Source organism: Nonomuraea mangrovi (genome assembly GCF_042681425.1).
Taxonomy (GTDB): Bacteria; Actinomycetota; Actinomycetes; order Streptosporangiales; family Streptosporangiaceae; genus Nonomuraea; species Nonomuraea mangrovi.
Window position 1 is genome coordinate 29819 of record NZ_JBHUFV010000023.1, and the last position, 25485, is coordinate 55303.

The following is a 25485-nucleotide window of genomic DNA, read 5'->3' on the forward strand; positions in this document are numbered from 1 at the left end:
AGGACGGGGAGCGGCCCACCGCCCACTACCGCCCCTTGGGCGGGATGCGGCGCGGCGGCGCGATGGGCCGCTGCGGCATCTTGGGCATCTGGCGGGGAACCTGCGGCATCTCCCTGCCTGGCAGGGCGGTGCCGTGATTCTTCTTGCCTGAACGAACTCGCATGAGAATGCTCCTTTACGCGACTTGCGACGCGGCCGCATCACGGAGATGGCCGGTCTGGCAAGCTCAGCTGCCGCGTCTGAACGGACGAGGTCTGACTGCTGAGAGGCGGTCGGCTGATCAGGTCAGCCCCGCGCATTACTGGTAAAGGCGCATGTCGACGACATTAGGTGCTCTCTCGTACCCCCCGCAACCTATTTATCGTCGGGTAGAAAGGATCAGGGTCTCGAGAGGGAGGACGAGCATGGATCGGGTACGGCGGGCCGTGGGCGCGGTGGTCGGATCGGCTGTCGGCGACGCGCTGGGGGCACCGTACGAGTTCGGACCCGCGGGCGCGTTCTCCTCCGCGTTCCCCGGCGCAGGGGAGATGCGTCCCGGCGGCGGCTGGGAGGCGGGCGAGGCGACCGATGACACGCAGATGGCCGTCCACGTCGCCGAGTCGCTGCTCGAACGCGGGAAGCTCGACCTCCCCGACGTCTTCGACCGGTTCCTGCGCTGGGCGGCGGCCGAGCCGAAGGACATCGGGCTCCAGACCGAGGCCGTGCTGACCAGCGGCCTGCCATGGGACCAGGCCGCGGCCGCCCACTTCCGCTCGACCGGACGGGCAGCGGGCAACGGCTCGCTGATGCGGGCCACCCCGCCGGCCGTCCACTTCGCGAGTGCGGGCCGCGCCGCCACCATGGACGCCGCCAGGCGCATCGCCGCCCTCACCCACGGCGACCCCGCGGCGTGGGAGGGGACCGCGATCTTCCACGACCTGGTGCGGATCGCGCTGGACGGCGACGACCCCCTCGCCGCGGTGCCCGACATCCTCGCCCACGTGGACCCCGGCGAGCGGGAGCGCTACGCGGTCGTCCTCGCCCCCGGATGGCGTCCCGACCAGGCCACCGAACTCAACGGCGCCGTCTGGCCGTGCCTCGGCTCGGCGGTGTGGGCGGTGCGCACCACCTCGTCGTACGAGGAGGCCCTGCGCGCGGCCGTCGACGTCGGCGGAGACACCGACACCGTCGCCGCGGTCACCGGCGGGCTCGCGGGCGCCGTCCACGGGATCGACGCGATCCCCGGCCGCTGGCTCGAACCGCTGCACGTCCCGCTGCCCGGCGCCACACCCGCCCGCGTGCTCCGCGCCGACGACCTGCGCGACCTCGCCGAACGCCTCTGACCGCCCGCCTAGGAGCGGTGCGAGCTCGTCATCGTCGCGTAGACGATGATGTTGTCGGTGTAGTGACCCGTGGAGCGGTTGTAGATCCCGCCGCACGTGATCAGGTGCAGCTGGGCGTTGGCCTGGTCACCGTACACACGCTGCGTGGGGAAGGTCGCCTTCCCCGCCTGCTCGACCCCGCCCACGGTGAACACGGCCGTCGTGCCGTCGCGCCGCTTCACCTCGATGACGTCGCCGTTGCGGATCTCACCGAGCCTGCTGAACACCGCGCTCCTGGTGCGCGTGTCCTTGTGCCCCAGGATGACCGCGGGGCCCGCCTCGCCCGCCGTGGACCCGTGCCGGTACCAGCCGACCAGGTTCGGGTTGTCGATCGGCGGCGTCTGGATCGCGCCCTTCCTGTCCACGCCCACCGACGTGACGGGCGCGTTGATGCCGAGCCGCTTGATGACCACCCTGATCGGGTTCGACGGCTGCATCGGCGGCGCGGGAACCACCTGAGGCAGCGGCGGCGGCGCCGTCGGCGGCGCCTCGAACAGCACCTGCTTCGGCTCACCCCCCGGAGCGATCGCGTCCGGCTGGCTCGACAGCGACAGCGACTGCCGTCCCTCCGCCAGGCCGTACTCCTCGGGGCTCATCAGCATGAACACCAGCCCGACGACCACGGTCAGCACCCCCGCCACCGCCGCGAAGATCAGCGTCGACCTGAGGATCTGGCTGCCGCGATCGTCGTAGTGCGGCTCGGGGTACTGCCCGCTCACCGGGTCAGCCCCGAGACGTGGTACGGCGGCGCAGCACCAGCCCGCCCACGGCGGCGGCCAGCACGATCAGCGAACCGGTGACCACGAACATCCGCCCGTCAGGACCCAGCTCGCCACCACCACCGGTCTCGGCGGCGCCCTTCGGCGTCTTGGTCACCTTGCCGTTGCCCGCCCCGACGGGCGTCTGGGTGACGGTCGCGGTGACGGTACGGGTCGGCTTCGGCGTCGCCGACGGCGTGGGCGTCGGGGTCGGCGTAGGCGTTGTGCCCGTCCCAGCCCCGACCTGGAAGGTGTAACTCTTGGGCGTGGGGGTGGTCTGGGCGGTGCACTTGTACTGGAAGGTGCTGCTAGAGGTGCCGAAGTACAGATCGGCTGCCTTCATCGTGACAGGGCTCGCGGTCGTGGGCTTCACCTTCAGCGTGACCGTGGGGAAGGTGGTGATCGCCGTGCCTGCCGTCAGCGTGGTGAGGGGGGCGCTTTCACCCGTGACCGATGTCCCCGACACGCCGCCCCCGCTCACGGAGACACCGACGATGAGCTTCGTGCCCGAGGTGAACCCGCTGGCCGGCACCGTCAGCTGCGTCGCGCCGCTCGCATAGGTGGCACTCCAGGGGATGGACTGCTCCTCGTTGGCCTTGGCGGCGGTCGGCATGGTCATGGTGACCAGGAGGCTCGTGTCCTTTGGGTCCGAATTCGTGGTGGTCGCGCACTTGTAGGCGACGGTGCTGTCACCAGTGCCTCCACCCGTTCCGCCGACCGTTGTCGTCAAGCTCGCAGGGGTCGCGGTTCCGGCGACGCAGACCGACTCCGACTCGGTCGTCTGCCCACTGGGAGTCACACTCAACCAAAGGCTCGTCTGAGTCGGGACCGGCTTGGCCACTACAGATGTGGCGCCCGTGTCAGGCTTCGCGTTCACGGTCTTCGGCTGAAGGGTCGGCGAAGAACCCACCGGCACTTGGGCACTCAATGTCACGTCCTGATCCCAGGTCAGCTCCGTGCTGGTCCCCCCCTCAGCGGTGGTCGAGCCGGTCACGTCGAGATCCGCATCAATCACCAGCTTCGACTGCGCGGTGATGACCTGGCTCGCCCTCATGGTGACGAACTCCCACTTGATGGGGACACTTGCGCCGGTCGCGACATTGTCTGGCATGGTGATCTTGGCCTGGACCGTGTCGGTTCCCGCGAAGGGACCGCCTGTGCAGTTAAAGGGGATCGTCATCGTCTTGTCCGCGGCACGAGCGGCCGTGGAGGCTTCGGCTGGGGATGCCAGGCCGGCGATCGATCCGACGAAGAGAGCCAGCGTTCCCGCGAGGCCCAGGGCGGAGGTCTTCAGGGCGAGGCGGCGCCGCGCCACGGACTTCAGCACTGTCTCTCTCCGTTTCAACAGCAGGTGACCACTTCAACTGGCGTAACAGGATTCCAGTCCATGGTCACGGTTCGGTAGAGATCCTACGAACTGTCCCTGTGAATCGTCTTGAAACTCCAAAATTCAGCACAAATTTCCCTGCCGTCACCCCTTCTTCTTCGACAGGGTGGCGTAGACGACGACGTTGTCCTCGTAATGGCCGTTGCCGCCGACCATTCCGCCGCACGTGATCAGCCGCAGCTGGGAGTTGTCCGTGTTCCCGTACACCCGCTTGGTCGGGAACGCCGACTTCTTCACCTGCTCGATCCCGCTGACCGTGAAGCGGGTGACCTTGCCGTCGGTCCGGTACACGTAGATCTGGTCGCCCTTGGCCAGTTCCTTCAGCCGCCTGAACACCGCCGCGCCGCTCTTCGTCGTCACGTGCCCGTTGATGATCGCCGGGCCCTTCGCGCCTGGCACGGGGCTGAAGCGGTACCAACCGGTGAGGTTCGGCTTGCTCAGCGGCGGCGCCTGCAGTTCGCCCTTGGCGTCGACGGTCACGCTCCCGATGGGCGCGTTGACCTTGATCTTGGGAATCTTGATGCGCAGCGGCTTGGCCTTGGCGTTCGGCTTGATGGGCGCGACGACGGCGCCCGCGGGCGCGGGCGGCGGCGCGGTCAGCACGGCGGGCGCCAGCGGCGAGTTCGGCCCGCCCGGCCCCACCGACGGCAGGACGAACGAGTTGGCCACGTTGTACATGGCGACGGTCTCGGGGTCCTGTCCCGCCTGCGCCAGAGGCGCGGCGCCGTCGGATCCGTCGTCGACCGGCGTGATGAACGACAGCAGCCCCGCCATGATGGCCGCCACGCCACCCAGCGACCCAGCGATCAGGAGCCCGGGAAGGGCCTTGTTCAGCAGCGACTTCTGCTCGGTCATGATTCGCCCTCCCTCAGCGCAGGTTCCCGGCGTGCGCGGCCCGCCGCCGTCTCATGGCCAGTCCGCCCGCCGCGCTGCCGAGCAGCAGCACGCCGCCGCCGGCCATCAGCGCGTACGGCTGCCGCGAAGGCTCGGGCGCCTGTCCGGACGGCACGCCACCGGACGGCGTCTTCTTCACCTGAGCGGCGATGTAGGTGGTCGCCGTGGGCCCCGTCGACGTCTTGGCCGTCGGCGTGGCGGTGACCGTCGTGTTGCCGTGCACCGACACCAGCCGGTCGGCCGTGGTCTGGTTCCCGTTGTTGTTGTGGTTGCCGTTGTTGTTGCCCGGCGGCGTGGTCGTCGTCCCCGTGGGCGTTTGCGTGGGGGTGACGGACGGCGAAGGCGATGTGGTGGTCGTGGGCGTACCGGTGGGCGAAGAGCCGGGCTTGTCCCTGACCGTCACCTCGACCGCCACCGGCGCGCTCACCAGCTTGCACGAGGCCCGGTGGAAGTCCGTGGGCACCTTGGAGGTGTTGGTCGTCACCCGGAACGCGTCGAGCCACGCCTTGCTGGTGCTGCCGTTCTCGATCTTGATCGTGTGCTCGCCGTACGCGAGGTCCTGCGGCGACTCCCACAGCGTGAAGCCGCCGTTGCGCACCTCGTTCACCGGGTCGTCGTTGGCGTCCCTCGACGGGTCGACCTCGGCCCGCTGCGCGCCGTCCAGGTACACCTTGACGGGGCCGCCCTCGCGGTCGTGCGGGCCGATGTACTGCACGCCCGTGCCGATGAACTTCAGCTCCGCCGAAGCCCCCTGCTGCGCGGTCTCGTGGTAGTCGTTGTGGACGTGGTGCTCGGAGGAGAGCCGGTCGTTGAACTCGGTCCACGCGCCGTTGTAGGTGATCGTGTGGTTGCGCGGGTTGTCGTCGTCGTTGCCGTTGTTGACGGTCGCCTCGCCGTCCGGCGGAGCGAAGTCGACGACGATGTCCTTGGGCTCGATCTTGATCACGCCGGCCCTGGTGATCTGCCCGGGGTCGGCGATGCCCGCCGGCAGCGCGAGCGGGTCGTCCATGCGCAGGCCGTTGGCGATCGTCGTGGCACCCGTGGGCTGGAGCACACCCTGCCAGGCGCCGGTGATCTGGGCGTTGCCCAGGACGTTCATCTGCGCGCCCTTGGCGTAGTAGCCGGGCGAGGAGAAGCGGCTGCCGTCCTTGTAGGCGATCGACCACTTCAGGTCGAGCGCCCCGCCGACGACGAGGTCCGTCGCGAAGGTCAGCCGGGTCCGCAGCCTGACCGGCGCGTATTTGGCGATGGAGTAGGCGTTGCCGACGTCGTAGCAGTCGTAGTCGATGACCAGGTCAGCCGGCGCGGCCGACGCGGGTGTTGACGGCAGGACCACGCATACGCCGGCCACGAGCCCCACCGATCCGGCTGCTAAAGCGCTCCGCCATCGAGCCACCGCACACTCCGATCTCACAGAAAGCCAAGAGGAGATCTTAAGGTTTCAAGCACCTGGGACACAGGCGAAACGGGCGGCGAATGACACTTGTGATGAAGCCGTGTCCGACCGTGTCAATCACGGTCATCGGGTGATCATGTTCGCTTCAGAAAGGCCGGGACCGCGGGACGACCAGCCCGCTTTCGTAGGCGGCCACGACCGCCTGTGTCCTGTCCCGCAGCCCGAGCTTGTTCAGCACGCGGCTCACGTGCGTCTTGACGGTCTCCTCGGTGACGGTCAAGCGGCCCGCTATCTCCGGGTTCGACAGCCCTTCGGCGACCAGGCGCAGGACCTGCGTCTCGCGAGGGGTGAGCGTGGTGAGCGCGGCCGAGGCCGCGGGCTTGGGGCCCAGCTGGGCGAACTCGCTGATGAGGCGGCGGGTGACGGCCGGGGCCAGGAGCGCTTCGCCGGCGGCGATGACGCGTACCGCGTCGAAGAGCCGCTCGGCCGTGACGTCCTTGAGCAGGAAGCCGCTCGCTCCGGCGCGCAGCGCGTCGTAGACGTACTCGTCCAGGTCGAACGTCGTCAGGATGAGCACGCGGGGGCCCGCGGCGGCGGAGCCGGCGAGCTGCCTGGTGGCCTCGATGCCGTCGGTGCCCGGCATCCGGATGTCCATGAGGACGACGTCGGGCGACAGCTCGCGGCAGAACCGTACGGCCTCGGCCCCGTCGGAGGCGGTGCCGACGACGTCGAAGTCGGGCTGGGTGTTGAGCAGTTCGGCGAATCCGGTGCGGACGACCAGGTGGTCGTCGGCGACGACGATGCGCACGGCCGGCGGTGTGGCGGTCATCCGGCCGCCCCTGGCAGGCGTGCCTCGACGAGGAAGCCGCCGCCCGTGGCCGGACCCGTGCGCAGCTCGCCGCCGACGGCCGCGGCGCGTTCGCGCATGCCGGACAGCCCGTGCCCACCTCCAGGTACGGCGTCGCGGGGGCCAGGCCCGTTGTCGCGGACGCGCAGGCTCAGCGCCTCGCCGGTGTAGCGCAGCTCGACGTCGACGGCCGCTCCTGGCGCGTGCCGCCTGGCGTTGGTGAGCGCCTCCTGCACGATGCGGTAGGCCGCGAGCTCGACGCCGGGATCGAGCGTGACCTGCGTGCCGTACAGGATGAGGCGGACGCCGGTGCCCGACGCGTCGCGGGACTCGTCCAGCAGCCCCATCAGCTCCGGCAGGCGCAGGCCAGGCTGGGGCCTGCGCTCCCCCGCCTCCGCTCCTGCGTCCTCGCGCAGCACCCCGAGCAGCCGCCGCATCTCGGTCAGCGCCGCCCTGGCGGTGTCGCCGATGGCCGACAGCCGCTGCGCGCCCGCGTCCGGCATCCCGGGGGTGGTCAGCCTTGCCGTCTCCGCCTGCACCGCGACCATGGAGATGTGGTGGGCGACGACGTCGTGCAGCTCACGGGCGATGCGCGCGCGTTCGCCGCGCGCGGTGTGCTCCAGCAGGCTGTCGGCGACCACCTGCCGGGCGGCGCTGTTCCCTTCGGCCTCGTGCTGCGCCCGCCTGGCGATCCCCGCCAGTGCCGCCGCAGGGGCCAGGCAGGCGAGCAGCAGGGTGTGGACCCGTGCCGCGCCGACTGCCGTGTCGGCCAGCGCCAGCACCGCGTACGGCGCCGCGAGAAGGACAGCGGGCCACCGCGAGCCGGTACGGCCCAGCCGGTACCCGGCGACCAACTGCGCGACCACGCCCGCCACCGTCAGCGTCTGGAAGGCCACGAGCGACAGCACGACCGACGCGGAGACGACCACGGCGGCCACCGCCTGCTGTCCCCGCAGCGCGATCGGCAGCGTGGTGGCGAGGCCGAGCAGCCCGAACACCACGAAGTACAGCCCGGTGGGCGCGTTCTCCACCAGGGGCGCGCCACCCGTGTGGGCGAGCGTCTCGCCCACCGGCCTGGCCACTGTGTACCCGAAGGAGGACACCAGCCGGGCGCCGCGGGCGTGCACCATCGACTCGGCCAGCGCGAGCACCGCCAGCAGAACGCTCGCCACGACGGGCGCGTGGGGAAGCGCCCACCTGGCGGCCCGTCCGCCTCGCCGCATGTCCGCCACCTCCACGAACGTCATTCTGTCGGCCTCCCCGCGTTCTGGCATCCCTCGTGGGAGGGACACCGCGTCCCTGGCGCCAGTGACGGCGAAGATGGCTCGGCGGCGGGACGACCGCGCCCCTCGCCGCTGCCTAACCTTCCTGGCATGGAAGCAACCATCGAGGTCACCGGGCTGCGCAAGCGGTACGGCCAGACCATGGCCCTGGACGGGATGTCCTTCGTCGTGGCCCCCGGGCAGGTGACCGGCTTCGTCGGCCCCAACGGCGCGGGCAAGTCCACCACGATGCGGGTGATCCTCGGCCTGGACGCGGCCGACGAGGGCAGCGCGCTGGTCGGCGGGCGGCCGTACGCGAGCCTGCGCGATCCCCTGCACCACGTCGGGGCGCTGCTGGACGCCGCCGCACTGCAGCCGAGCCGTACGGCACGCAACCATCTGCTGTGGCTGGCCCACTCACAGGGGCTGGGCGCCCGGCGGGTCGACGAGGTGATCGAGCAGGTCGGGCTGCGGTCCGCGGCCCGCAGGAAGGCGGGCGGCTACTCCCTGGGTATGCGGCAGCGGCTCGGGATCGCCGCGGCGCTGCTCGGCGACCCGCCGGTGCTCATGCTCGACGAGCCGTCCAACGGCCTGGATCCCGAGGGCATCGTGTGGATGCGCGGCTTCCTGCGGTCGCTGGCCGCCGAGGGCCGCGCCGTGCTGGTGTCCAGCCACCTGATGAGCGAGTTGCAGGACACGGCCGACCATCTCGTCGTGGTCGGCCGGGGCAGGGTCGTCGCCGACACCAGCGTCGCCGAGCTGATCGCGGCCGCCTCCGACGGCAGGGTCACGCTGCGCACCTCGGCGCGCCCCGAGGCGGTGACGGCGCTGACGCACGCCGGCGCCGCCGTGGCCGTCACGGACCGCGACACGATCATCGTCTCGGGGCTGACCGCCGAGCGGGTCGTGGCGGTCCTCAGCGCGCACGCGGTGCCGTTCTCGGAGGTGGCGGCCCACCGCGCGACGCTCGAAGAGGCCTACATGGACCTCACGAGGGACGCGGTCGAGTTCCGCGCGGCGACGGGGCGGGAGGCGGCACGATGACCACCGTCACCCCTTACCGGTCGGGCCTGCGGGCGGGGCGCGACGGCTTCGGGCGCCTGCTGCTGGCGGAGTGGACCAAGTTCAGGACGGTCCGCGGCTGGGTGATCGGCATGACGCTCTCCGCGCTGGTCGTCCTGGGGCTCGGGCTGCTGTCCGCGGCGGGCAGCCACATGTCGTGCAGCAAGGGTCCCGTCGAGGTGCCCTGTCCCGCCCTGCCGACGGGGCCGGGCGGCGAGGCGGTGAACGACCGGCTCTACCTCGTGCACCGGTCGCTGACCGGAGACGGCGGCATCACCGCCCGTCTGACCTCCCTGACCGGCCAGATCCGCCTGCCCGACGCCAACCCGGGGGTCCGTCGGGTCGTCGCGGGTCTCGTGCCGTGGGCGAAGGCCGGACTCATGGTCAAGGAGAGCACCGCGCAGGGATCGCCCTACGCGGCGGTGATGCTCACCGGCGCGCACGGGGTGCGGATGCAGCACGACTTCACCGAGGACGTCGCGGGCCGTCCAGGCGGCGTCTCCGCCACCGCCCCCCGCTGGCTGCGGCTGACCCGCTCCGGCGACACGCTCACCGGCTACGAGTCCCCGGACGGCAGGCGGTGGACCGAGGTCGGGTCCGCCCGCCTGCCGGGGCTGCCCGCCACGGTCAGGATCGGGCTGTTCGCCACCTCCCCCGGCGACCTGCGCGTCACCCAGGACGTTCTCGGCGGGGCCATCGCGGCGTCCCGCTTCACCGAGGCCACCGGCGTCTTCGACCATGTCAGCCTGCGGGGCGGCGGCGCTCGTGGCGCCTGGAGCAGGGACGACATCGGCGTCACGACGGAGCTCGACGGGACGCCACACCATCCGGGCAGGCTCGTCGAGTCGGGAGGCAGGTTCGCCGTGACAGGGGTCGGCGACGTCGGACCGGCGGGGGCCGAGTACGCCCAGCCCGTCGAACGCACCCTCTCAGGGGCGTTGACCGGCCTCATCGTCGTGATCGTCGTCGCGGTCGGGTTCGTCGCCGCCGAGTACCGGCGCGGCCTGATCCACACGACCCTGCTGGCCAGCCCGCGCCGAGGCCGGGTGCTGGTCGCGAAGGCCCTCGTGATCGGCACGGTCACCTTCGCCACCGGCCTGGCCGCCGTCGCCGTCACGGTCCCCGTCTGCCTTTCGATCCTGCGCGCCAACGGCAACCAGATCCTCCCTGTGTCCTGGTTCACCGAACTGCGTGTCATCGTCGGCACCGCGGCTCTGCTGGCCGCCACCGCCGTCCTCGCCCTCGCGCTCGGCGCCCTGTTCCGGCGCGGCGCCGTGGCGGTCATCACCGCCATCGCGGTGATCGTCCTGCCCTACATCCTCGCCACCACCTCCGTCCTGCCGTTGGGCGTGGCGCAGTGGCTGCTGCGGGTCACTCCCGCCGCCGGCTTCGCGATCCAGCAGAGCGTCCCCGAGTACCCGCAGGTGCTCAGCCACTACGCGCCGCAGATGGGCTACTTCCCGCTGCCGCCGTGGGCGGGGCTCGCCGTGCTCTGCGCCTACGCCGCGCTCGCCCTCGGCCTGGCGGTCGTCCGGCTGCGAAGGAGGGACGCGTGAGGCGCGCACAACCCGACCGCCGCCGGGCCGCAAGGGAGACGGGCATGAGACGCGCGCTGCACGCGGAGTGGACGAAGGCGCGCACCGTCGCGGGCACCGGCTGGCTGCTGCTGGCGATCGTCGCGCTGACCGTGACCGTGAGCGCCGTGTCGAGCGCGGCCGTGACCTGCCCCGCCGAAGGGTGTGCCTACGACGTGCCCAAGCTGAGCCTCATCGGGGTCCAGCTGGGCCAGGCGCTCGTCGCCATGCTGGCCGTGCTGTCGATCAGCGGCGAGTACGGCACCGGCATGGTCCGCACGACCTTCACGGCAATCCCGCGCCGGGCCACCGTCCTGGCCGCCAAGGCGACCGTCCTCACCGGCCTGACGCTCGCCGCAGGGACCGTCGCCGTCCTCGCCTCCGTGCTGGCCGGACGGCTCATCCTGCCCCTGGGCGGCTTCACCCCCGCCCACGGCCACGAGCTGCTGTCCCTGGCGGACGGGCCGACGCTGCGCGCGGCGGCCGGGTCGGTCCTGTATCTGGCGCTGGTCGGGCTGCTCGGTCTCGGCGTCGCCACCGCCGTCCGCGACTCCGCGATGGCCATCGGCGCCGTGCTCGGCCTGCTGTACATCCCCACGGTCGTGATGCACCTGATCTCCGACCCGGACGGGCAGCGGCTCCTGTACAGCATCTCGCCGATGAACGCGGGGCTCACCATCCAGGCCACCACGCAGTTGTCCGCCCTTCCCCTCGGCCCGTGGGCGGGCCTCTCGGTCCTGGCCGGCTGGGCGCTCGCGGCCCTTCTCGGCGCCGGCCTGCTGCTACGGCTCCGCGACGCCTGACCGGTGCTCCACCGGACGGCATGGCGGCGGGATCTCGCCGTACCAGCGAACAGAATCGTATTCTGTTGCCGTACCCCACCATGGAGGCAACACATGCAGCGAGACCTCTTCGAGGAGGAGCACCTGCTCTTCCAGGAGACCGTGCGCGAGTTCATGGCCCGCGAGGTCCTCCCCCACCACGCCCGGTGGGAGAAGGAGGGAATCGTCCCGAGAGAGGTGTGGAAGAAGGCCGGCGAGATCGGCATGTTCGGCTTCTCCGTCCCCGAGGAGTACGGCGGCGCGGGCGTCACCGACTTCAGGTACAACACGGTGATCGTCGAGGAGATCATCCGCACCGGGGCGTCAGGACTCGGGTTCTCGCTGCACAACGACGTGATGGCCCCCTACATGGTCGACCTCACCGACGACGAGCAGAAGCAGCGCTGGCTGCCCGGCTTCGTGACGGGCGAGCTGATCACCGCGATCGCGATGACCGAGCCGGGCGCCGGCAGCGACCTGCAGGGGATCAGGACGACCGCCGTCCGCGAGGGCGACCACTACGTCATCAACGGGCAGAAGACGTTCATCACCAACGGCATCAACGCCGACCTCGTCGTCGTGGTCGCCAAGACCGATCCGGAGCAGGGCGCGAGGGGGACGACGCTGTTCGTCGTCGAGCGGGGCATGGAGGGCTTCACCCGCGGCAGGAACCTCGACAAGATCGGCATGAAGGCGCAGGACACGGCCGAGCTGTTCTTCGAGAACGTGCGGGTGCCCGCGGCCAACAGGCTGGGCGCCGATGACGGCCAGGGCTTCTTCCAGCTCATGAACAACCTGCCGCAGGAGCGGCTGTCCATCGCGGTCGGCGCGGTCGCCGCGGCCGAGGCGGTGCTGGAGCAGACGATCGAGTACTGCAAGACGCGCCAGGCCTTCGGCCGCTCCATCGGCGGCTTCCAGAACACCCGGTTCGTGCTCGCCGAGCTGGCCACCGAGACGGAGATCGCCCGCCACTACGTGGACAAGTGCATCACCGCACTCAACGCCCGGCGGCTGTCGGCGGTCGACGCGGCGAAGGCGAAGTGGTGGACGACGGAGCTGCAGAACAAGGTGATCGACCGCTGCCTGCAGCTGCACGGCGGCTACGGCTACATGATGGAGTACCCGGTCGCGAAGGCGTGGGTGGACAGCAGGGTGCAGACCATCTACGGCGGCACCACCGAGATCATGAAGGAGATTATCGGCCGCTCCTTCGACTTCTAGCCCATACTGGTCCATATGGACGGCGGCCTGATCCTCCTGGTCTTCCTGGCGTTGCTGTTCGCCTGGGCCCTCAATCGCGTACGGCGAGCGCTGCGACTGAGCCCCGTCGGCTACGTCGGCGTGGTCGTCGTGTTCGTGATCGTCATGCTGGCCATCTGGGGGCAGACCCTTCGAGGATGACCCTGGCGACCAGCTCGGGGTCATCGCTCATCGGCACGTGCCCGCAGCCGTGCAGCAGCTTCACCCGCTGTCCCGACCACTTGGCCGCCCTGACGGCCTGCCGCCGGAGCAGCAGCCGGTCGCGCGCGCCCCACGCGATCGTGATCGGCGCCTTCGGCGGCGCGGGCGGCATCACGCAGGAGAACGACTCCAGCGTCGGGTGGAAGCCGGGCGCCGAGGCGAGCGCCTGGGTGGCGGCGGCGAGGGCGACGGGGTCGAGCCGTGACGGGTGGGCGACCAGGAGCGCTGCGCCGGCGAGGCCGAAGGCCTCGGAGGACATCAGGCGGCCGAGCCTGTGGGAGCTGGAGGCGGACTCCGCCGAGGCGCGCATCGAGCGCAGCACGTTCTGGCACCACAACAGCTCGCTGCGCGACCAGAACCCCGCGGGAGAGAGCGCGGTGGCCGTACGGACCACCCCTCTGGAAGCCAGCTCCAACGCGAGGTAGCCGCCGAGGGAGTTGCCCGCCACGTGCGGTTCCCGCACGTCCAGCAGCGCGCAGAACGACTCCACCGCGTCCGCCAGCGACTCCGCCGTGTACGGCGTGCCGGCCGGCAGCTCCGGCGAGTTCCCGAACCCCGGCAGGTCGATGGCGATCACGTCACGGGAGGCGGCGAGCCGGTCCATGACGGGCAACCACGCCTGCCAGTGGTGGCCGATGCCGTGGACGAGGATCAGCGGCGGGCCGCTGCCGCGCCGCTCGAAGGCCAGCTCCATGCCATCGAGTGAACCACTCACCTGCTGCGCATGGGAATCTCGAACCAGACGGCTTTGCCTTCCTTGGTGGGTCGCGACCCCCACCGCTTGGCGAGCTGGTCGACCAGGTAGAGGCCGCGGCCGCCCTCGTCGTTCTCGCCGGCGCTGCGGATGCGCGGCAGGCGCAGGTCCTGGTCGAACACCTCGACCCACACCGACTCCTCGCCCCTGCGCAGCCTGAGCGTGAACGTCTTGTCGCCGACCAGTTCCTCCTCGAAGCCGGGCACGTCCCACGACTCCTCGAACGGCAGCGGCGGCCCCTCGACGACCAGTTCCCTGCGCGGGATGCTCGCGGTGGCGGCGTGCAGCACGACGTTGGTGACGACCTCGGAGACCAGCAGGCAGGCCAGCTCGGCGCGCTCCTCGGGGACGTTCCATCCGGCGAAGGCCTCGGCGGCCATCCTGCGGGCCTCGCCCACCATGATCGGCTGGGCGGGGAAGTCGCGCTCCTCGACGTCGAGGTCGACGGGGCTGGCGCGCAGGACCAGGATCGCCATGTCGTCGTCGATCTCGCCGGGCACCGCGCGGGTCGCGGTGTCGGCGATGCGCTCGACGTTCTCCTTCGTGCAGGCGGCCAGCTTCTCCTGGAGGATGGCCAGCGTCTCCTCGTCGGAGGGCATCCGGCCGCCGAAGTCGCGGCCCGGCCGCCGGTCGACGAGGCCGTCGGTGTAGAGGACGAGGGCCGCGCCGGGCGGCAGCGTGCGGGACTCCTCCTTGTAGACCAGGTCGGCGTGCATGCCCTTGGCGCGGACGCCGAGCGGCTGGCCGACCTCCTCGATGTTCATCTCCAGGCACTGGCCGTCGTGCAGCAGCAGCGGGGGCGCGTGGCCGGCGTTGGCGAAGGACAGCTGCCGCGACCACGCGTCGTAGACGAGGTACTGGCAGGTGACGATCGGCGGCACGCTGATGTCGGCGCCCGACTCGTCCTGCTCGGGAGTGGCGATGATGCGGGTCCACTCGTCGAGCCTGGCCAGGATCTCGGCGGGCGGCTTGTCGTCCTGGGCGAAGGCGCGCAGCGCGGCCCGCAGCTGGCCCATGATGGCCGCGGCCTTGGCGCCGCGTCCCTCGACGTCGCCGATCACGATGCCGACCCGTCCGGCCGACAGCGGGATCACGTCGTACCAGTCGCCGCCGACCTGGGTCTGGATACCCTGGCCGTGCGAGGCGAGGGGGGCGGCGGGGTAGTAGCGGACGGCGATGTCGAGCCCGTCGAGGGTGGGCAGAGCCCTGGGCAGCAGGTGCTTCTGGAAGGACTCGGCGGTGTGCCGCTCCTCCTCGAACAGCAGCGCGTTGTCGACGGCGAGGGCGACCCTGGTGGCGATGGCGCCGACGAAGTCACGGTCGAAGGCGTCGTAGTGGGGGCTGCGCCGGTCGGTGAGGTTGGACAGGCCGAGGTACATCAGCCCGAGCGTCTCGCCGCGCACGCACAGCGGCGCGACCACGGCGGAGGTCATCCCGATCTCACCGCACAGCCGCGCGCTGCCCTCGTGCGGGCTGGGGAAGCTGCTGGAGGCGAAGTCCTCGACCAGGATCGTCTCCTGGCGGCGCATCGCGGTGTCGGCGTAGTGGCCCGCCGGGTAGCGGATCTCCGAGCCGACCGGCTTCCACGTGTCGGGCGGCGGGGTCCATCCCTGCACGTGCTGGGATACCCTGCGCACCAGCCGCTCGCCCTCCATCAGCTCGATGAAGCAGTGGTCGGCGAACTGGGGCACGAGCATCTCGGCGACCCGCTTGAGCGTCTCCTCGACGTACAGGGAGCCTGCCAGCCGCTCGCCGATGCGCTCGAGCAGGCCGAAGCGGTCCTTCTCCCGCTCGTTGCTGCGCATGGCCTCGCGGGCGGTGATGACGATGCCCGTCACCGAGCCGGAGTCGTGCCTGAGCGGTACGGCCTGGGCCCGCACGTAGATCATCGTGCCGTCGCCGCGCTTGACGTCGAAGGTGCCCTCCCACACGCCGCCCTTGAGCACGTGCTTGGCCAGCTCGACGGCGAGCGGGTGGTCCTTCTCCATGATCCCGAGCGAGAGGACGGAGCCCTCTCGCACCGACCCCTTGCCCTGACGGCCGAACAGCTTCTCCGCGAACGGGTTCCAGTAGAGCAGGTTGCTGAAGCGATCCGTGACCACGACCGCCATCTCTGCGTGGTCGAGGACCGACGACGCCGACAAGAAGTCGGCCGCTTCCTGGGACAGATCCCCCCAGCGTTTCATCCGGCGACCACTCCTCGGGGAGGCATGTGCGCAAAGCGAACCACGGGCGCTCCTGCAACAGTCGTGTCCGGGGAGTGGAGGGACTCCCATGTGGGATTCAACCAAGCAGCAGCGCCGCCGTCAGCGCTTGGAGACGAATACGTGCGCGGCAACCTCACGCGGAAGCTCCGCGGGAGTGTTCGTCGCGTCGTTATCACCTGTCACCCGCACACCGTCGTCGCTCGCCGCGAGCGTCACCTCGCGTCCGGGTTGTATCCCAACTTGCTTGAGTTTAAGCATCACAGCGGGATCGCTTTGCACTTGTTCGCTAATTCGACGCACGACAACGGGTACATCCCTGGGTCCCGCCACATCGGCCATGCTGGGGAAGGCGGACCACGCCTCGGCCTCAGGGCCCGCGGCGCCCAGCTCCTCCAGCCCGGGGATCGGGTTGCCATGGGGGTCGAAGGTGGGGTTGTCCAGCAGCTTCACCAGCCGCTCCTCCACCGATTCGGACATCACGTGCTCCCAGCGGCACGCCTCGATGTGCACCTCTTCCCATGGCAGCCCGATGACCTGGGTCAGCAGGCATTCGGCCAGGCGATGTTTGCGCATGACGCGGGTGGCGAGGGTGCGGCCGAGGTCGGTCATCGCGAGGTGGCGATCGCCTTCGACACGGACCAGCCCGTCGCGCTCCATGCGGGCCACGGTCTGGCTCACGGTGGGGCCGCTCTGCTGGAGCCGCTCGGCGATGCGCGCACGAAGGGGAACGATCCCCTCTTCCTCGAGTTCGTAGATCGTGCGGAGGTACATCTCCGTCGTATCGATCAAGCCGTGTGCGGTCAAGGCTCCTCCCGTCCTGAATGCTACGTCGGTCATGGGGCACAGAAGCCGTAGAAACCCTAGTGGGAGAACGACCGACGATGGCAAAGGACGGAAACACCGGGGCGGCCCCGTTCCTTCCCGAGCGGCTCACCCTGACCGAGCTGCGGAGTGCGGCGGCCGGTTGCCGGGGCTGCGAGCTCTATCGGAACGCCACCCAGACGGTGTTCGGCGAAGGGCCCGAGGGGGCGCGTTTCCTGATCGTGGGCGAGCAGCCGGGCGACCAGGAGGACCGCAAGGGAGCCCCCTTCGTGGGCCCCGCGGGCCGGATCCTGGACAGGGGTCTGGAGGAGGCGGGCATCGCCAGGGACGAGGTGTACCTGACCAACGCCGTGAAGCACTTCTCCTTCACGCTCAGGGGCAAGAGGAGGATCCACCAGAAGCCGACGGCCGCCGAGATCGAGGCCTGCACGCCGTGGCTGACCGCCGAGTTCGCGCTGGTGAAGCCGAAGATGGTCGTGGTGCTCGGCGCGACGGCCGCCCGCGCCCTGCTGGGCCCGGCGTTCAGAGTGACCCAGCGGCGCGGCGAGGTGCTGGAACTCGACGAGGCGCTGGCGGTGGCGACGATCCATCCCTCCGCCGTCCTGCGCGCGCCCGACCGCGAGGAGGCCTACAAGGGTTTCCTGTCCGACCTCATTCTCGCCCGCCGCTCCTGTAGTTCCTGAAGGCCGGTACGGCCAGCCCCACCAGCAGGACGGCCAGCGCGCACGCCAGGCCCCCGCCCACCCACGAGCCCGTCAGGCCGAAGGCCGTGGCGGTGGCGCCCGCGCGCAGGTCGCCCAGCCGCGGCCCGCCCGCCACGACCACCATGAACACGCCCTGCATCCGCCCGCGCATCTCGTCGGGCGCGTGGAGCTGCAGGATCGACTGCCGCCACACCGAGGACACCACGTCGGCCATGCCGCCGACGGCCATGAACGTCACGACCAGCCACAGTTCGTGCGCCATCCCCGCCGCGGCCACCGCCAGCCCCCACACCGCGATGACGACGACGAGCGCCACTCCCTGCCGTCTGATCGTGCCGACCCAGCCGGAGAACACCGCGCCCACCACCGAGCCGATCGCCATGGCCGAGGTCAGCCAGCCCAGGGCGATCATCGAGCCGCCGAAGCGCTCGGCGACCAGTTCGGGGAACAGCGCCCTCGGCAGCGCGAAGACCATGGCGATGATGTCCACGACGAAGGACATCAGCAGGACGGGACTGCCCGTGATGAAGCGCAGCCCCTCCCACACGGCCCTGGCTCCCGGCCGTACCACCGAGCCGAGCGGTTCGAGTGTCGGCAGCCGGAGCGCCGCGTAGAGGCTGGCGCTGAACAGCACGGCGTCGATGGCGTACGCGGAGGCGAACCCGCCCGTGGCGAGCACGACACCGCCGATCATCGGGCCGAAGACCGCGCCGATGCTGAAGACGAGCGAGTTGAGCGCGTTGGCGGCCGGCACGTACTCGGGGACGAGCAGCCTGGGGATGATCGCGCCCCTGGTGGAGGAGCTGATCGCGAACCCGGCCGCGCCCAGCGCGACGGCGACGAGGAGCACGTAGACGTTGCCGAGCCCGAGCAGCGCCTGGGCGACGAGGAGCAGCGTGCTCGCCCACGCGACCACGCAGCCGACGATCAGCAGCTTGCGCCGGTCCATGGCGTCGGCGACCGCGCCGCCCCAGAGGCCGAAGACGACCAGGGGGATCAGGTTGGCCAGGCCCAGCATCCCCACCCAGAAGGACGACCTCGTGAGGTCCCACACCTGCTGGCTGACCGCGACCACGGTGACCGCCACCCCGATGTGGGAGACGGCCTGTCCCCACCAGAGCCGCCGGTAGGCGGCGACCCGAAGAGGGCGCGTGTCGACAACAAAATCCCCGAAAGCCACTCACGGCACATTAGGGGGCGAGTCGCTCCAATACCCAACCAGGGTGAACCCGCCGGTAGCGCAGCCTGTCGTGCATGCGGTCGAGCTGGCCCTGCCAGAACTCCACCTCGGTCGGCACCACCCTGAAGCCGCCCCAGAAGTCGGGGACGGGCGGATTCTCGGGCCAGCGGGCGGCGAGTTCGGCGTAGCGGGCGTCGAGTTCCTCGCGCGAGCGCACGACGGCCGACTGGCGCGAGGCCCACGCGCCGACGCGGGAGCCGTACGGCCTGGAGTTGAAGTAGGCGGCGGAGTCCTCGTGCGGCAGGCGGATCACGCTGCCCTCGACGCGGACCTGACGCCTGATCGGATGCCAGGGGAACAGCAGCGAGGCGCGGGGGTTCTCGGCCAGGTCACGACCCTTGCGCGACTCGTAGTTGGTGAAGAAGACGAACCCGCGTTCGTCGTAGCCCTTGAGCAGCACGGTACGGGCGCTCGGCCGTCCGCCGGCCGAGGCCGTGGCGACCACCATCGCGTTGGGCTCGGGCAGCCCCGCGTCGAGCGCCTCGTCGAACCACTGGGTGAATTGCGCGATCGGGTCGGCCGCGACGTCTGATTCGAGCAACGGCTGTCCCTCATAGGTACGGCGGAGCCCCGCCAGCGATGGTGCGTCCACGAGAAGGTATTCTTGCGCGCTTGGTGGCGATCCCACACACAACCCCCTACCAGCGCCTATGGCGTTTCGGCGTGCCCGAAGACGAAGCACGTCCGGTTAGGGGGTTAAATTGACCCGCCGGTATCTCGACATCAACAGAAGCGGACGAGCTCCGGGGATGCGAACACGCTCCGAGGCGGCCGCGACCATGAGAACAGGATTGCCCACACGGCAAGAAAGGGAGGCGGCCGAGAATGTCCGACTTCAAACCCGGCCTCGAAGGCGTCGTAGCTTTCGAGACCGAGATCGCGGAACCGGACAAAGAGGGGGGCGCCCTTCGTTATCGGGGCGTCGACATCGAAGATCTGGTCGGCCGTGTCCCGTTCGGGCACGTCTGGGGTCTGCTCGTCGACAACAAGTTCCAGCCGGGCCTACCCCCTGCGGAGCCGTACCCCATCCCTGTCCACTCCGGTGACATCCGCGTCGACGTGCAGAGCGCGCTGGCCATGCTGGCTCCCGCCTACGGCTTCAAGCCTCTGCTCGACATCGACGACGCGCAGGCCCGCGACGACCTCGCGCGCGCGTCGGTGATGGCCCTGTCGTTCGTGGCGCAGTCGGCGCGTGGCCTCGGCCTGCCGATGGTGCCGCAGAGCAGGGTCGACGAGGCCAAGACCATCACCGAGAGGTTCATGGTCCGCTGGCGGGGCGAGCCCGACCCCAAGCATGTCAAGGCGATCGACGCCTACTGGACCTCCGCCGCCGAACACGGCATGAACGCCTCCACGTTCACCGCCCGCGTCATCGCCTCCACGGGCGCCGACGTGGCCGCCGCGCTCTCCGGCGCGGTCGGCGCGATGTCCGGTCCGCTGCACGGTGGCGCCCCCGCCCGCGTGCTGCACATGATCGAGGGCGTCGAGCAGCTCGGCGACGCCAAGAAGTACGTCCAGAGCGAGCTGGACAAGGGCAACCGCCTGATGGGCTTCGGTCACCGCGTCTACCGCGCCGAGGACCCGCGCGCCCGCGTGCTGCGCCGTACCGCGAAGGAGCTCGACGCTCCTCGCTACGAGGTCGCCGCCGCACTGGAGACGGCGGCTCTGGAGGAGCTGCACGCGCGCAAGCCCGACCGGGTGCTCGCCACCAACGTGGAGTACTGGGCCGCCGTGGTCCTCGACTTCGCCGAGGTTCCCTCGCACATGTTCACCTCGATGTTCACCTGCGCGCGCACGGCCGGCTGGGCCGCGCACATCCTGGAGCAGAAGCGCACGGGCAGGCTGGTCCGCCCCAGCGCGAACTACGTCGGCCCCGCCACGCGTCCGCTGAGCGACGTCCCTGGCGCCGGCGAGGTCGTCGGCACCATCTGACGCCTTCTTCCTCGGTAACGGCCCGCTGGTCATCAGCGGGCCGTTTCTCGTTTCCACCCGCAGGCCGCAGGTCGGCACGCATCTCATATCCCGGACCCAGGACAAGCCACGCGGGACGGCTCAGTAGGCTTGGGCAGGTGGCTGACATCGTGATTCCCGCTGACATCAAGCCCGCCGACGGCCGCTTCGGCTGCGGGCCCTCGAAGGTCCGACCCGAGCAGCTGTCCGCGCTCGCCGCCTCCGGCGCCGGCGTGATGGGCACCTCCCATCGGCAGAAGCCGGTCAAGAACCTGGTCGGCAGGGTCCGTGCCGGGCTCGCCGATTTGTTCTCCCTGCCCGAGGGCTACCAGGTCGTGCTGGGCAACGGCGGCACCACCGCGTTCTGGGACATCGCCGCCTTCGGGCTGGTGCGCGAGAAGTCCCAGCACCTGTCCTTCGGCGAGTTCTCCTCGAAGTTCGGCGCGGTCGTCAGCAAGGCGCCGTGGCTGGCCGACCCGACCATCATCAAGTCGGAGGTCGGCACCCACCCGGCCGCCGTCGCCGAGGACGGCGTCGACGTCTACGCCCTCACCCACAACGAGACCTCCACCGGCGTCGCGATGCCGATCAAGCGGGTCGGCGGCGACGAGGCCCTCGTCCTGGTCGACGCCACCTCGGGCGCGGGCGGCCTGCCCGTCGACATCGCCGAGACCGACGTCTACTACTTCGCCCCGCAGAAGAGCTTCGCCTCCGACGGCGGCCTGTGGATCGCGATCATGTCGCCGCGGGCGCTGGCCCGGGTCGAGGAGATCGCCGCGAGCGGCCGCTACGTGCCCGAGTTCTTCAGCCTGCCGGTCGCGATCGACAACTCCGGCAAGGACCAGACCTACAACACGCCGTCGGTGGCCACGCTGTTCCTGCTCGCCGACCAGATCGACTGGATGAACGGCAACGGCGGCCTCGCGTGGACCACCTCGCGTACCGCCGACTCCGCCCAGCGCCTCTACACGTGGGCGGAGAAGTCGTCGTTCGCCACGCCGTTCGCCGCTCCCGAGTTCCGCTCGCAGGTGGTCGGCACGATCGACTTCACCGACGCCGTCGACGCCGCCGCGGTGGCCAAGGTGCTGCGCGCCAACGGCATCGTCGACACCGAGCCGTACCGCAAGCTCGGCCGCAACCAGCTGCGGATCGCGATGTTCCCGGCGATCGAGCCGTCCGACGTCGAGGCGCTGACCACCTGCGTCGACTACGTGGTCGAGCGCCTCTAGCCTTCCTCCGCCCGGCGAGTCGGCTCGTCGGGCAACGCGAGCGCGTCCTCCATCTCGACGCTCTGCGCGAACCTCGCCGGCACCGGCAGCCTGTCGGTGCCGGCGGCCGGCGCCTCGAGCATCAGCTGGGTGACGTGCTCGTCGCGTGTGTGGGCCGCGGACCAATCGTTACCTATCTCGCTCGAGCCTGCCAGAGCGCGGCGCGAGCACTGCGACAGGAGTGACAGGAGTGACGTCCACCTCGGAGGCGCGCGCCGTGAGGATGCGGGGTCTCGGCTACGTGATGTTCGCCAGCCGGTGGCTGCAGGCGCCGCTCTACCTCGGCCTGATCGCGGCGCAGGCCCTCTACGTGTGGCAGTTCATGGTCGAGCTGTGGCATCTGGGCGACACGATCGTCACAGGCCACGTGAGCGCGGCGACGATCAAGGCCTTCGGCGGCGCCGAGTCCCTTCCCGGTCCCGAGGTCATCGTCATGCTGGCCGTCCTCGGGCTCATCGACGTCGTGATGATCTCCAACCTGCTCATCATGGTGATCGTGGGCGGGTACGAGACGTTCGTCTCGCGCATCGACCTCAAGGACCACCCCGACGAGCCCGAATGGCTCTCCCACGTCAACGCCAACGTGCTCAAGGTGAAGCTGGGCACCGCCATCGTCGGCATCTCGTCGGTGCACCTGCTCCAGACGTTCATCAGGGCCAAGGACACGCCCACGCAGACCATGATGTGGCAGACGTTCATGCACCTGGCCTTCGTGGCCTCGGCCATCGGGCTGGCCTACATCGACCGGCTGCTGTCCGCCTCCCCTGCCGAGCGCACCCACGCGCCCGCGGTCCACTGACGCTGCGCGCCGCCCAGAGGCCCGCTGAGGGCTTCGGGGCGGCGGCCGGGACTCCGACCCTGCGCCGGAGGAAGATCGGCTGTCCAGGGCGTCAGAAGGACGGCGACGCCGAGCTGATCGCCCGCTTGCGCCGCAGCACCCACGCGGCCACCACACCGCCGACGAGCCCGAACAGATGGCCCTGCCAGGAGATGTTCTGGTCGTTGGGCAGCAGGCCCCACACCAGCGAGTAGTACGCCACGGCCACGCCGAGACCCACCGCGATGTCGAGCAGGCGCCGGTCGAACAGGCCGCGGGCCACCACAAGGCCGAAGTAACCGAAGATGAGCCCGCTCGCGCCCACGGTGGGCACGCCGGGCGTGGTGGCGACCCAGGTGCCGACGCCGCCGATCACCATGATGATCAGCGTCGCCCACAGGAACTTCCCGAGGCCGCGGAAGGCGGCGAGGAAGCCCAGGACGAGCAGCGGCAGCGAGTTGGCCATCAGGTGCCCGAACCCGTCGTGCAGGAAGGGCGCGAACAGGATCCCGACCAGGCCGTCGGGCGACCAGGCGATGATGCCGAGCTCGTAGTCGAGGCTGCCCGGGGTGACGTAGTCGAAGATCTCGACGGCCCACATCACGACGAGCATGCCACCGACCAGCAGGAGGGCACCGAGCGCGCCCTGCAGGAGGCCGCTCGCGCCGCGCTTGGCCGACTCGTAAGGGGAACTCATGGGCTCTCCTGCCGCCGGGGGTTGAAAACGTCTCCCTTCACGGTAATGCGGGACGTCCCCTGCGCGCGGCGTCCATTTCGGCGGCGAGCCTCTCGCGACGGCCTGCCGTACCGCGGCGTCCGGCCGACCGGGCACCGTGAGAAGGCGGACCGCGGCCGGCCGCGAGGACGGCTCCTCCCGCCACGGGGGAGGAGCCGGGAGGACCTACTCGCCCCTCCACTCGGGAGCGCGCTTCTCGGCGAAGGCGGCCGCGCCCTCCATCGCGTCCTTCGAACCGAACACCGGGTTGATGATCGGCCCCTGCTTCGTGAACATCTCCTCCAACGGCCAGTCCACCGACTCGATGATGACCTTCTTGGTCGCCGCCAGCGCCAGTGGCGCGTTGGCCGCGATCTTCCTGGCCAGTTCCAGCGCGCCCGCCAGCGCCTCGCCAGGGGAGGTGATCCTGTTGACCAGCCCGAGTTCGTACAGCCGGGAGGCCGGGTAGTGGTCGCCGGTCAGGGCGATCTCCATGGCCACGTGGTAGGGGATCCTGCGCGGCAGCCGCATGATGCCGCCCGCCCCCGCCACGAGCCCGCGCTTGGGCTCGGGCAGGCCGAACTTCGACTCGGACGAGGCCACGATCAGGTCGCACGACAGCGCGAGCTCGAAGCCGCCCGCGAGCGCGTACCCCTCGACGGCCGCGATCAGGGGCTTCTTGGGCGGCGACTCGGCGATGCCGCCGAAGCCTCTGCCCTCGATGACGGGGAAGTCGCCGGCGAGGAAGGCCTTGAGGTCCATGCCCGCGCAGAACGTGCCTCCCGCCCCCGTGAGGACGTAGGCGGAGATGTCCGAGCGGGTGTCGAGCGTGTCGAGCGCGGCCGCGAGGCCACGCGCGACGGCTCCGTTGACGGCGTTGCGGGCCGACGGGCGGTTGATGGTGATCACCGCGACGCCGTCGGACTCCTCGATCAGAACTTCGTCGGAGGACACGGGCACCTCATCACTTGGGCTGGAAGCGGATGCCGCCGTCGAACCTGATGACCTCGGCGTTCATGTAGTCGTTCTCGATCAGCGAGCGCACCAGGTGGGCGAACTCGTCGGCGCGGCCCATGCGCTTCGGGAAGACGACGGGGGCGACGAGCTTGGCCTTGAACTCCTCGGCGTTGCCGGAGAAGCCGTAGATCGGGGTGTCGATGATGCCGGGGCAGACGGTGTTGACGCGCACGCCGATGGCGGCCAGGTCGCGGGCCGCGGGCACGGTCATGCCCACGATGCCGCCCTTGGACGCGGAGTAGGCGAGCTGACCCGTCTGGCCCTCCAGCGCCGCGACGGAGGCGGTGTTGATGACCACGCCCCTGTGCCCGTCCTCGGAGACGGGCTCGGTCTTGGCGATGGCGGCCGCGCCGATGCGCATCAGGTTGAAGGTGCCGATCAGGTTGACCTCGATGACCTTGCGGTAGCTGGCGAGGCTGTGCGGGGCGCCGTCGCGGTTGACGGTGCGCTCGGCCCAGCCGATGCCCGCGCTGTTGACGATCACGCGGACCGGCTTGCCGGTGGCCACGGCCGCGTCGACGGCCGCCTGCACGTCGCCCTCGTCCGACACGTCCGTCCTGACGAAGACGCCGCCGAGTTCGTCGGCGATCGACTTGCCGCGCTCCTCGTTGAGGTCGGCGATGACCACGGTCGCGCCCTGGCGGGCAAGCTCGCGGGCCGTGGCCTCGCCCAGGCCGCTGGCCCCACCCGAGATGATTGCTACTGCTCCGTTGACGTCCATGTCACGGACCTTAACGCGAGAACCGAACGAAGTTCTACTTCGGGTGGCCCACTAATGAGAAACGCCTGCCCCAAGCGGCCGCACGGCGCTCGGTTCTCGTCAGATCGCGCCCACGGCGGTGTCGACGTCCGCATAGACCTTGATGCGGCGGTCGAGCCCTGTGGTGCGCAGGATGCGGGCCACCGGCGCCTGGGGCGCGGCCAGCGAGACGCACCCGCCTTCGCCGGTCGCCAGGCGCCACGCCTCGATCAGCACCGACAGCCCGCTGGAGTCCATGAACGACAGCTCCTGCAGGTCGAGCACGAGCCGCGCGCCGTCCTGCTTGATCGCGTCACGGACCTCGTCGCGCAGGAAGGGCGCCGTGAACAGATCCAGCTCCCCCTCCACCGCGACCACCACGGCGTCTCCCATGGCATGGCGCGCCAGCCGTAGCTTCATTCGGCCCTC

Annotated in this window: 26 protein-coding genes; 10 read left to right on the forward strand and 16 right to left on the reverse strand. The window is 70.4% G+C overall.

Annotated elements, in window-relative coordinates:
* Positions 1-404: 404 nt before the first annotated feature.
* Positions 405-1322 (forward strand): ADP-ribosylglycohydrolase family protein, encoded by a 918-nt coding sequence (locus ACFSKW_RS16245; protein ID WP_379573072.1) that lies wholly within the window; start codon positions 405-407, stop codon positions 1320-1322.
* Positions 1323-1330: 8 nt separating this feature from the next.
* Here ACFSKW_RS16245 and ACFSKW_RS16250 read toward each other — a convergent pair whose 3' ends face one another.
* The 6 genes from ACFSKW_RS16250 to ACFSKW_RS16275 all read right to left on the reverse strand — a co-directional run bounded on the left by ACFSKW_RS16250 (position 1331) and on the right by ACFSKW_RS16275 (position 7890).
* Positions 1331-2080, reverse strand: a complete 750-nt coding sequence (locus ACFSKW_RS16250; RefSeq protein ID WP_379573073.1) for a class F sortase — start codon at positions 2078-2080, stop codon at positions 1331-1333.
* A gap of 4 nt (positions 2081-2084) precedes the next feature.
* The gene (locus tag ACFSKW_RS16255) at positions 2085-3446 is read right to left on the reverse strand and encodes a hypothetical protein (protein ID WP_379573074.1); all 1362 of its coding nucleotides are present in this window, start codon (positions 3444-3446) and stop codon (positions 2085-2087) included.
* Between the two features lie 144 nt (positions 3447-3590).
* Positions 3591-4361 (reverse strand): class F sortase, encoded by a 771-nt coding sequence (locus ACFSKW_RS16260; protein WP_379573075.1) that lies wholly within the window; start codon positions 4359-4361, stop codon positions 3591-3593.
* Between the two features lie 13 nt (positions 4362-4374).
* Positions 4375-5760, reverse strand: a complete 1386-nt coding sequence (locus ACFSKW_RS16265) for a hypothetical protein (protein WP_379573076.1) — start codon at positions 5758-5760, stop codon at positions 4375-4377.
* A gap of 181 nt (positions 5761-5941) precedes the next feature.
* Positions 5942-6625 (reverse strand): response regulator, encoded by a 684-nt coding sequence (locus ACFSKW_RS16270; RefSeq protein WP_379573077.1) that lies wholly within the window; start codon positions 6623-6625, stop codon positions 5942-5944.
* Entirely contained in the window at positions 6622-7890 is a 1269-nt protein-coding gene (locus ACFSKW_RS16275) for a sensor histidine kinase (protein ID WP_379573078.1), read from the reverse strand. Before ACFSKW_RS16275 ends, ACFSKW_RS16270 begins: the two co-directional genes overlap by 4 nt.
* A 126-nt stretch (positions 7891-8016) precedes the next feature.
* Here ACFSKW_RS16275 and ACFSKW_RS16280 point away from each other — a divergent pair, with 126 nt between their 5' ends.
* The 5 genes from ACFSKW_RS16280 (at position 8017) to ACFSKW_RS16300 (ending at position 12763) form a co-directional block, all read left to right on the forward strand.
* Positions 8017-8949, forward strand: coding sequence for an ATP-binding cassette domain-containing protein (locus ACFSKW_RS16280; protein ID WP_379573079.1), 933 nt, complete (start codon positions 8017-8019; stop codon positions 8947-8949).
* Positions 8946-10523, forward strand: a complete 1578-nt coding sequence (locus ACFSKW_RS16285; protein WP_379573080.1) for an ABC transporter permease subunit — start codon at positions 8946-8948, stop codon at positions 10521-10523. The genes ACFSKW_RS16280 and ACFSKW_RS16285 overlap by 4 nt, the downstream gene beginning before the upstream one ends.
* A gap of 44 nt (positions 10524-10567) precedes the next feature.
* Positions 10568-11344 carry an ABC transporter permease gene (locus ACFSKW_RS16290; protein WP_379573081.1) on the forward strand — a complete coding sequence of 259 codons (777 nt, stop codon included), beginning with the start codon at positions 10568-10570 and terminating at the stop codon, positions 11342-11344.
* Positions 11345-11437: 93 nt separating this feature from the next.
* Complete coding sequence (locus ACFSKW_RS16295) at positions 11438-12583, forward strand: acyl-CoA dehydrogenase family protein (RefSeq protein ID WP_379573082.1); 1146 nt, start codon at positions 11438-11440, stop codon at positions 12581-12583.
* A gap of 15 nt (positions 12584-12598) precedes the next feature.
* The gene (locus tag ACFSKW_RS16300; RefSeq protein WP_379573083.1) at positions 12599-12763 is read left to right on the forward strand and encodes a hypothetical protein; all 165 of its coding nucleotides are present in this window, start codon (positions 12599-12601) and stop codon (positions 12761-12763) included.
* Here ACFSKW_RS16300 and ACFSKW_RS16305 read toward each other — a convergent pair.
* From ACFSKW_RS16305 to ACFSKW_RS16315, 3 genes are all read right to left on the reverse strand, one after another.
* Complete coding sequence (locus ACFSKW_RS16305; RefSeq protein WP_379573084.1) at positions 12726-13517, reverse strand: alpha/beta fold hydrolase; 792 nt, start codon at positions 13515-13517, stop codon at positions 12726-12728. The two genes, ACFSKW_RS16300 and ACFSKW_RS16305, sit on opposite strands and share 38 nt — an antisense overlap.
* Positions 13518-13534: 17 nt before the next feature.
* Positions 13535-15763 carry an ATP-binding SpoIIE family protein phosphatase gene (locus ACFSKW_RS16310; RefSeq protein WP_379573085.1) on the reverse strand — a complete coding sequence of 743 codons (2229 nt, stop codon included), beginning with the start codon at positions 15761-15763 and terminating at the stop codon, positions 13535-13537.
* 120 nt (positions 15764-15883) lie between these two features.
* Complete coding sequence (locus ACFSKW_RS16315) at positions 15884-16588, reverse strand: metal-dependent transcriptional regulator (RefSeq protein ID WP_379573086.1); 705 nt, start codon at positions 16586-16588, stop codon at positions 15884-15886.
* Positions 16589-16665: 77 nt separating this feature from the next.
* Between ACFSKW_RS16315 and ACFSKW_RS16320 the strand changes: the two genes are divergently transcribed.
* Positions 16666-17289: a UdgX family uracil-DNA binding protein gene (locus tag ACFSKW_RS16320; protein ID WP_379573087.1), complete on the forward strand. Its 624-nt coding sequence runs from the start codon at positions 16666-16668 to the stop codon at positions 17287-17289.
* Here ACFSKW_RS16320 and ACFSKW_RS16325 read toward each other — a convergent pair.
* Positions 17258-18490 (reverse strand): MFS transporter, encoded by a 1233-nt coding sequence (locus ACFSKW_RS16325; protein ID WP_379573088.1) that lies wholly within the window; start codon positions 18488-18490, stop codon positions 17258-17260. The two genes, ACFSKW_RS16320 and ACFSKW_RS16325, sit on opposite strands and share 32 nt — an antisense overlap.
* Before the next feature lie 10 nt (positions 18491-18500).
* Positions 18501-19142, reverse strand: a complete 642-nt coding sequence (pdxH, locus tag ACFSKW_RS16330; protein WP_379573089.1) for a pyridoxamine 5'-phosphate oxidase — start codon at positions 19140-19142, stop codon at positions 18501-18503.
* 233 nt (positions 19143-19375) lie between these two features.
* Here pdxH and ACFSKW_RS16335 point away from each other — a divergent pair, with 233 nt between their 5' ends.
* Together ACFSKW_RS16335 and serC are read left to right on the forward strand one after the other, a co-directional pair.
* Positions 19376-20482, forward strand: a complete 1107-nt coding sequence (locus ACFSKW_RS16335) for a citrate synthase 2 (protein WP_379573090.1) — start codon at positions 19376-19378, stop codon at positions 20480-20482.
* A gap of 137 nt (positions 20483-20619) precedes the next feature.
* Positions 20620-21729, forward strand: coding sequence for a phosphoserine transaminase (gene serC / locus ACFSKW_RS16340; RefSeq protein WP_379573091.1), 1110 nt, complete (start codon positions 20620-20622; stop codon positions 21727-21729).
* Here serC and ACFSKW_RS16345 read toward each other — a convergent pair.
* Entirely contained in the window at positions 21726-21851 is a 126-nt protein-coding gene (locus ACFSKW_RS16345; protein WP_379573092.1) for a hypothetical protein, read from the reverse strand. The two genes, serC and ACFSKW_RS16345, sit on opposite strands and share 4 nt — an antisense overlap.
* Positions 21852-21958: 107 nt before the next feature.
* Here ACFSKW_RS16345 and ACFSKW_RS16350 point away from each other — a divergent pair, with 107 nt between their 5' ends.
* Positions 21959-22567, forward strand: coding sequence for a TIGR00645 family protein (locus ACFSKW_RS16350; protein WP_379573093.1), 609 nt, complete (start codon positions 21959-21961; stop codon positions 22565-22567).
* 91 nt (positions 22568-22658) lie between these two features.
* On the opposite strand, the gene ACFSKW_RS16355 is transcribed toward ACFSKW_RS16350, so the two are convergent.
* From ACFSKW_RS16355 to ACFSKW_RS16370, 4 genes are all read right to left on the reverse strand, one after another.
* On the reverse strand, positions 22659-23282 hold the full coding sequence (locus tag ACFSKW_RS16355; RefSeq protein ID WP_379573094.1) for a rhomboid family intramembrane serine protease: 624 nt from the start codon (positions 23280-23282) through the stop codon (positions 22659-22661).
* 204 nt (positions 23283-23486) lie between these two features.
* Positions 23487-24254: a crotonase/enoyl-CoA hydratase family protein gene (locus ACFSKW_RS16360; RefSeq protein ID WP_379573095.1), complete on the reverse strand. Its 768-nt coding sequence runs from the start codon at positions 24252-24254 to the stop codon at positions 23487-23489.
* A 10-nt stretch (positions 24255-24264) separates the two neighbouring features.
* Entirely contained in the window at positions 24265-25038 is a 774-nt protein-coding gene (locus ACFSKW_RS16365; protein WP_379573096.1) for an SDR family NAD(P)-dependent oxidoreductase, read from the reverse strand.
* A 99-nt stretch (positions 25039-25137) separates the two neighbouring features.
* Entirely contained in the window at positions 25138-25476 is a 339-nt protein-coding gene (locus tag ACFSKW_RS16370) for an STAS domain-containing protein (RefSeq protein ID WP_379573097.1), read from the reverse strand.
* Positions 25477-25485 lie beyond the last annotated feature (9 nt).

Coding starts and splice junctions, on each gene's coding strand:
- ACFSKW_RS16370 (WP_379573097.1), bottom strand. CDS start 25,476: ATGAAGCTACGGCTGGCGCGCCATGCCATGGGAGACGCCGTGGTGGTC.
- ACFSKW_RS16305 (WP_379573084.1), bottom strand. CDS start 13,517: ATGGAGCTGGCCTTCGAGCGGCGCGGCAGCGGCCCGCCGCTGATCCTC.
- ACFSKW_RS16270 (WP_379573077.1), bottom strand. CDS start 6,625: ATGACCGCCACACCGCCGGCCGTGCGCATCGTCGTCGCCGACGACCAC.
- ACFSKW_RS16320 (WP_379573087.1), top strand. CDS start 16,666: ATGGCAAAGGACGGAAACACCGGGGCGGCCCCGTTCCTTCCCGAGCGG.
- ACFSKW_RS16365 (WP_379573096.1), bottom strand. CDS start 25,038: ATGGACGTCAACGGAGCAGTAGCAATCATCTCGGGTGGGGCCAGCGGC.
- ACFSKW_RS16295 (WP_379573082.1), top strand. CDS start 11,438: ATGCAGCGAGACCTCTTCGAGGAGGAGCACCTGCTCTTCCAGGAGACC.
- ACFSKW_RS16285 (WP_379573080.1), top strand. CDS start 8,946: ATGACCACCGTCACCCCTTACCGGTCGGGCCTGCGGGCGGGGCGCGAC.
- ACFSKW_RS16355 (WP_379573094.1), bottom strand. CDS start 23,282: ATGAGTTCCCCTTACGAGTCGGCCAAGCGCGGCGCGAGCGGCCTCCTG.
- ACFSKW_RS16300 (WP_379573083.1), top strand. CDS start 12,599: ATGGACGGCGGCCTGATCCTCCTGGTCTTCCTGGCGTTGCTGTTCGCC.
- ACFSKW_RS16280 (WP_379573079.1), top strand. CDS start 8,017: ATGGAAGCAACCATCGAGGTCACCGGGCTGCGCAAGCGGTACGGCCAG.
- ACFSKW_RS16275 (WP_379573078.1), bottom strand. CDS start 7,890: ATGACGTTCGTGGAGGTGGCGGACATGCGGCGAGGCGGACGGGCCGCC.
- ACFSKW_RS16335 (WP_379573090.1), top strand. CDS start 19,376: ATGTCCGACTTCAAACCCGGCCTCGAAGGCGTCGTAGCTTTCGAGACC.
- ACFSKW_RS16260 (WP_379573075.1), bottom strand. CDS start 4,361: ATGACCGAGCAGAAGTCGCTGCTGAACAAGGCCCTTCCCGGGCTCCTG.
- ACFSKW_RS16290 (WP_379573081.1), top strand. CDS start 10,568: ATGAGACGCGCGCTGCACGCGGAGTGGACGAAGGCGCGCACCGTCGCG.
- ACFSKW_RS16310 (WP_379573085.1), bottom strand. CDS start 15,763: ATGAAACGCTGGGGGGATCTGTCCCAGGAAGCGGCCGACTTCTTGTCG.
- ACFSKW_RS16245 (WP_379573072.1), top strand. CDS start 405: ATGGATCGGGTACGGCGGGCCGTGGGCGCGGTGGTCGGATCGGCTGTC.
- ACFSKW_RS16345 (WP_379573092.1), bottom strand. CDS start 21,851: ATGCTCGAGGCGCCGGCCGCCGGCACCGACAGGCTGCCGGTGCCGGCG.